Here is a 5,972-nt window from a genome sequence, read left to right on the forward strand (position 1 = left end):
GGTTTGGTTGTCGGTTCGTCCGTGGTAGTCGAGTTGTCCGTCGGTGCGCCAGCGGGCGAGGTCTCCGGTGCGGTAGAGGCGTTGTCCGTTGGGTGCTGGGAGGTATTTCTCGGCGGTGGTGGCGGGTTGGTTGTGGTAGCCGCGGGTGATGCCTGCGCCGGAGAGGTAGAGCTCGCCGATGGTTCCGAGGGGGACGGGGTTGAGTTGGTTGTCGAGCACGTGTGCTGTGGTGCCGTGGACGGGGCGTCCGATGGGGGTTCTGGGGTCGTTGGGGGTGGTGATCGCGTGGGTGGAGTAGGTGGTGTCCTCGCTGGGGCCGTAGAGGTTGTTCACGGTGCTGACGGTCGGCAGGGCGAGCAGTTCGGTGACCAGCTTGGGTGAGAGCGCTTCCCCGGCCAGGTTGATCGTGCGGGCCTGCGGGGGCAGGGCGTTCGCGGCCAGCAGCTCGCTCGCGATCGAGGGCACGGTGTTGATCAGGGTCACGTCCCGGTAGGCGTCGGGGTGGTGGATGAGGTCGAGCGCGTTGTCGGGGGCCAGCACCACCGTCCCGCCCGTCGTCAGCGGGGCGAAGATCTCGAAGACCGACAGGTCGAAGCAGATCGACGTCGAGGCCAGCGTCCTTGCCACGACCTCGGGTGGGAAGGTGTCGCGCGCCCAGGTGAGCATGGCGGTGGTCTGCCGGTGTTCGATCATCACGCCCTTGGGACGGCCGGTCGAACCCGAGGTGTAGATCGTGTAAGCCAGACCCGAGGGGGAGAGCCGGAGCCCGGTGCGGGACGCGGGACGCGTCGGTTCCAGCGCGTCGACCAGCACCACCGGCCGATCGCCGGGGTCGAGCTGCGAGGTGGTGATCAGGAGGGTGGCGTTGGAGTCGGTGATGAGGTGGTTGGTGCGTTGTGCGGGGTAGTGGGGGTCGAGGGGGACGTAGGCGGCGCCGGTTTTGAGGATGGCGAGCAGTGTGGTGATCAGGTGTGCGGTGCGGGGCAGGCAGACGGCGATGAGGTCGCCGGGTCGGGTGTGGTGGGTGGTGATGAGGTGGTGGGCGAGGGAGTTGGCGCGCTGGTCGAGTTCGGCGTAGGTGAGGGTTTCCTCGTTGGTGCGCAGGGCGGTGGCGTCGGGGGTGCGGTCCACCTGGGACTCCACCAGCTCGTGCAGGCACAGCCCCGACTCCGCCACCGGTGGTCCGCTCGCCCACCGCGCCAGCGCCGCCAACTCCTCCGGGGCGCGCACCTCCAGCTCCGCCACGTCCGCGTCCGGGGCGGCCACCAGCGACGCCACCGCCCTGCCCAGGCGTCGCGCGAAGGTCCTCGCCGTCACCTCGTCGAACAGGTCCGGGTCGTAGCCCAGCGTCCCCGACAGGCCGTCCTCCGCCTGCCACAGGTACAGCTCCAGGTCGTGCCGCACCCCCGAGGGGGCTAGCGCCACCGGGCGCACCTCGTGCCCGTCCAGCTCGAACCGGGGCAGTGCCGGTTGCAGCACGAGCAGCACGTCGAACACCGACTCGCGCCCGGCTCCCGCCTGCGCCACGACGTCCTCGAACGGCACGTGCGCGCGGCCGTAGGCTCCCAGGCAGGTCGCTCGCACCGCCCGCAGCAGGTCCCGGCCCGTGCGGGCGCCCGAACCGTCGGTGCGCAGTGCCACCATGGTCACCAGCGGTCCCACGGCGGTCGGGGCCGCGTGCCGCTCCGGCGTCGCCATCGCCGAGCCCACCACGAGGTCCTCTCGCCCGGTCGTGCGCGCCAGCACCAGGTGCAGCGCCGTCAGCAGCACCATGAACGGGGTGGCGCCCTCCTCGGCCGCCAACCCCGCCACCGCACTCGCCGTCGTCCCGTCGACAGCCACCGGCACGCCCGCCGAGCCGAACCTGCGCCGCGCCGAGCGCGGCCGGTCGGTGGGCAGCCCCACCGGGACCGCCCCGGCCAGCGCATCGCGCCAGTACCGCAGGTCCGCCTCGGACACCGGTTTCGCCGCGGGCTGGGCGATCCCGGCGGGCGGCAGCTCCGCGCCCGCGTACGCCGCGCACAGCTCACCCAGGAACACGCCCAGGGACCAGCCGTCAGCCACGACGTGGTGCGCCACCAGTTGCAGCAGCAGGCCGCGCGGGTGCCGGTGCGCCACCACCCGGCACGGCGGCCCCACCGCCAGGTCCACCGGCTCGGCCGCCACTCGTCGTGCCACGTCGAGCGCGTCGTCGCGGGAGGCGGACGCGCGCAGTTCCAGCCCGACCGGCCCCGGCAGCGGCGACCAGGTGGCCGCTCCGGGGGCGAACACCGCCCGCAGCACCGGGTGCCGCTCGGACAGCCGGGCCAGCGCGTCGCCGAGCCGGTCCAGGTCGAGCGTTCCGCCGACCTCGGCGACGAAGGACAGCACGTTGGCCGCCGTGCCGGGGTGGATCTCCTCGAAGAGGCGCAGCCCGAGCTGCGCCGGGGTCACCGAGAAGTCGGGGCCGGGGGCGGCGCGACGCGCGCGCCAGCGCTCGACCAGCCGTGCCGCGGTGCTCCTGCCGTGCGCTGTGTCACTCACTGGACCGGCCCCTCCGAATCAGACGTGTCGTGGTGGCGGTGGGAAGAGGGGGTCGACAGCTCCCGGCCGTCGAACCCCGGCCCGCCACGCCCATCCCGCGCACCGGTTCCCCGGTGCGGTGCACCCGGTCGCCCGGCCCGTCGGGGCGACCGCGAATCGCGCCGTCGAGCGGACCGCAGGCCGCGCGCCACCGTCCCCGCGCGTTCCCGCGGCGGGACCGGGCGCGTCCCGAGGGCCCCGTCGCGGGCGCCCCGGCCTACACCGCGCTCAGGCGCGCCACCACATCGGCCTCGTCGACGCCCTCGGCCGCCCACAGCGCGGTCAGCCGCGCGGTCAGCTCCCTCGGGGACTGGGCGTCCAGGACGACCTCCACCGGCACCGCCAGCGACAGGGCGTCCTCGGTCACCGCGGCGATCTCGGCCGCCCGGATCGAGTCGCCGCCGATGCTGCTCAGGGTCTGCTCGGGACCGCACCGCGGCACCTCGCACACCACGGCGAACACCGACGCGAAGAACGCCACGACGGCCGAGTCGTCCGCCGCGGGCGCGGCCTCGGCCACCACCACCCGACCGGACAGCTCGCCGCCGAGGAACCGGGACCGCGCCAGCGACCGCTGCACCTTCCCGCTCGTGGTGCGGGGGATGCTGCGCGGCGCGCACAGCACCACCGCGTCCACCCGGACACCGGTCGCGGCCAGCACGCGCTCGCGCACCCCGGAGGAGACGGCGTCGGCGTCCGCGTTCGCCGCGACCTCGACCGCCACGACCACCTCCTCCTCGGCCCCGGTGAACGCCGCCGCGGTCGGCCGCACGCCCGCCACCGCCGTCGCGGCGGCCTCCAGGTCGTGCGCGTGGTGGTTGACCCCGTGCTGGATCAGCACGTCCTTGCGCCTGCCGGTCACCACCAGGTTGCCCGCGCGCAGCAGCCCGAGGTCGCCGGTGCGCAGGTACCGCTCGCCGTCCAGCTCCGCGAACAGCTCCTCCTCGGCGACCCCGGTGTCGTTCCAGTACCCGCGCGTGACGCTCGGCCCCGCCAGCAGCAGCTCCCCCTCGACGCCGTCCGGCCGCGGCGCCAGGGTGTCCGGGTCGACCACGGCCAGCCGGTGCCCGCGCACCACCGGCCCGCAGTCGACCCGGCCGTCGACCAGCCCGTCCGACGGCGACCACCGCCTGCCGGTGACGATCAGCGTGGCCTCGGCCAGCCCGTAGCACGGCAGGAACGAACGCCCCCGGAACCCGTGCGCCGCGAACCGGGCGGTGAACCGGGACAGCGTCGCCGGGCGGATCGGCTCCGCCCCGTTGAACGCCAACCGCCAACTGCTCAGGTCCAGGTCGCCGAGGTCCTCGTCCCCCGCCCGACGCGCGCACAGGTCGTAGGCGAAGTTCGGGCCGCCGGTGTGGGTGACGCCGAGCTCGCTGATCTGGCGCAGCCACAGCAGCGGGTCGCGCAGGAACGTCACCGGCGACATCAGCCGCACCGGGAAACCGCCGTGGACCGGGGTCAGGATGAAGCCGATCAGGCCCATGTCGTGGTACGGGGGCAACCAGGACACCGCCCGCGTGGTCCGGTCGAGCGCGAAGACCTCGCTGATGGCCTCCACGTTCGCCACCAGGTTCCGGTGCTCCAGCACGACGCCCTTGGGCGCGCTGGTGCTGCCCGAGGTGTACTGCACCAGGGCGACGTCGTCCGGGCGCGGCAACCGGTCCAGGTCCGGTGAGGCGACCTCCAAGCCCTCCAGGGTGATCGCTGTGGGCGCGGGCACGCCCGCGTCCGGCGTTCCCAGCACGCCGAGCACCAGCGGGTCGGCCAGCAGCACCGAGGCGCCCGAGTCGTCCAGCATCCGCGCGAAGCGCTCCGTCACCCGCTCGGCGGGCCCCAGCAGCGGCGGGTAGGCGGGCACCGCGGGCACTCCCGCCAGCAGGCACCCCCACACCGCCACCACGAAGTCCAGCCCCGGTGGGAACAGCAGCAGTGCGGGCCCGTCCGCCCCCGCCGCCCGCACCCGCCCCGCCACCGAGGCCGCGCGGCCCACCAGCTCCCCGTAGGTCATCGCCGACACGCGCCCGTCGTCGTGCAGGAACTCGTAGGCGACCTGGTCGCCGCGCTCCGAGGCGTGGTCGAGCAGGACGTGGACCAGGGTGCGCGAGGACGACATCGGAGAGCTCCCTCCGCCTGCGGGGGCAGGACGGCTCGTGCGCAGGTGTGGACAGTGGACGAATCTAGGTAGCCCGACTCTCGCGGCGCTCTCACCCGCCGAAGCCGGTCTCTCGGGGCGGTCTCACTCGTCTCCCCACCCCCTCTCACCTCGGCGCACCAGGGTTGACGTGCCCACCTCCGCTGCTGGTAAGGATGAAGAGCCCCGATCGCGCCAGGCCCGCCCACCGCGGCCAGCCGGAGAACCACCGCGGCCCAGACAGCACCCGAGGGTGCCGCCGCGCCTCCGGACCAGCTCGGGTCCCACCACCGACGCGGAGGTCAGCCGTGCTGCCAGCACACGCCAGGTCCAGGTGGTTCGCCTCCTCGGACACCCCGGCGGACCCGGTGTGCGAGCTGCTGTGCTTCCCGCACGCGGGCGGCGGGGGCGCCACCTTCCACGGCTGGCAGCGCGCGGCCACGTCGGTGCGCGTGTCCGCGGTGCTGCTGCCCGGCCGCGAGCGCAGGCTCGACGAGCCCGCGATCGCAGACCTGGCCGAGCTGGTCGACGCCCTGGTGCCCGTCGTCGGCTCCCGCACCCACCGCCGCTACGCCCTCTACGGGCACAGCGCGGGCGCGCTCATCGCCTTCGAGCTCGCGAGGGGGCTGCGCGCGTCCGGCTTCCCGCCGCCCGCGCTGCTCGTGGTCGCGGGCTGCGAGGCGCCGCAGGCGGTGGAGTTCGACCGCGCCCACGACCTGCCGCGCGACGAGCTCATCGCGTGGCTGGCCGCCACCGGCGGGCTCGACCCCGAGGCGCTGGCCTACCCGGCCCTGGTCGACCTCATGCTGCCCAGCCTGCGCGCCGACCTCGCGCTCGCCGAGACCTACGTCCACCGGCCGGGACCACCGCTGGAGACCCCCGTGCTGGTGCTGCGCGGCGCCGACGACACCCAGGTCACCGTCGAGGGCAGCCGGGGGTGGTCGGCGCTGACGAGCCGGGACTGCCGGGTCGCGGACTTCCCCGGCGGCCACTTCTTCGTCCAGGAGCACGAGGCCGACGTGCTGGCCACCGTCGAGCGCGCGCTGACCGGGGAGGGACCGCGATGAGCAGTTCGTCGTACGTGGGCGGGGTCGGCGGTGGACCGGCCCGCGACTACACCGGCCTTTTCGTGCTGCCCGCCGCCCCGGCGCAGCGCCAGCTGTGGTTCCTGTGCCAGTTGGAGCCCGCCGCCAACGCCGCCTACAACATCGTCAGCGCCGCCGAGCTGGTCGGCGACGTCGACGTGGTCGCCCTGCAGGGTGCGCTCAACCGGGTC

Annotated in this window: 4 protein-coding genes; 2 read left to right on the top strand and 2 right to left on the bottom strand. The window is 74.4% G+C overall.

Annotated features, from left to right (window positions below; translation table 11 throughout):
• On the bottom strand, positions 1-2,523 hold a 2,523-nt coding region (locus ACTUAL_RS30295), incomplete at its 3' end, for a non-ribosomal peptide synthetase (protein WP_440902632.1).
• Positions 2,524-2,779: 256 nt separating this feature from the next.
• Positions 2,780-4,678, bottom strand: coding sequence for an AMP-binding protein (locus ACTUAL_RS30300; protein WP_440902633.1), 1,899 nt, complete (start codon positions 4,676-4,678; stop codon positions 2,780-2,782).
• Positions 4,679-5,004: 326 nt separating this feature from the next.
• Between ACTUAL_RS30300 and ACTUAL_RS30305 the strand changes: the two genes are divergently transcribed.
• Together ACTUAL_RS30305 and ACTUAL_RS30310 are read left to right on the top strand one after the other, a co-directional pair.
• Entirely contained in the window at positions 5,005-5,763 is a 759-nt protein-coding gene (locus tag ACTUAL_RS30305) for a thioesterase II family protein (protein WP_440902634.1), read from the top strand.
• Positions 5,760-5,972, top strand: a 213-nt coding sequence (locus tag ACTUAL_RS30310) for a hypothetical protein (protein WP_440902635.1), incomplete at its 3' end; no start/stop codon positions are given. The genes ACTUAL_RS30305 and ACTUAL_RS30310, both read left to right, overlap by 4 nt.

This window comes from Actinosynnema sp., from assembly GCF_052038725.1.

Coding starts and splice junctions, on each gene's coding strand:
- ACTUAL_RS30300 (WP_440902633.1), bottom strand. CDS start 4,678: ATGTCGTCCTCGCGCACCCTGGTCCACGTCCTGCTCGACCACGCCTCG.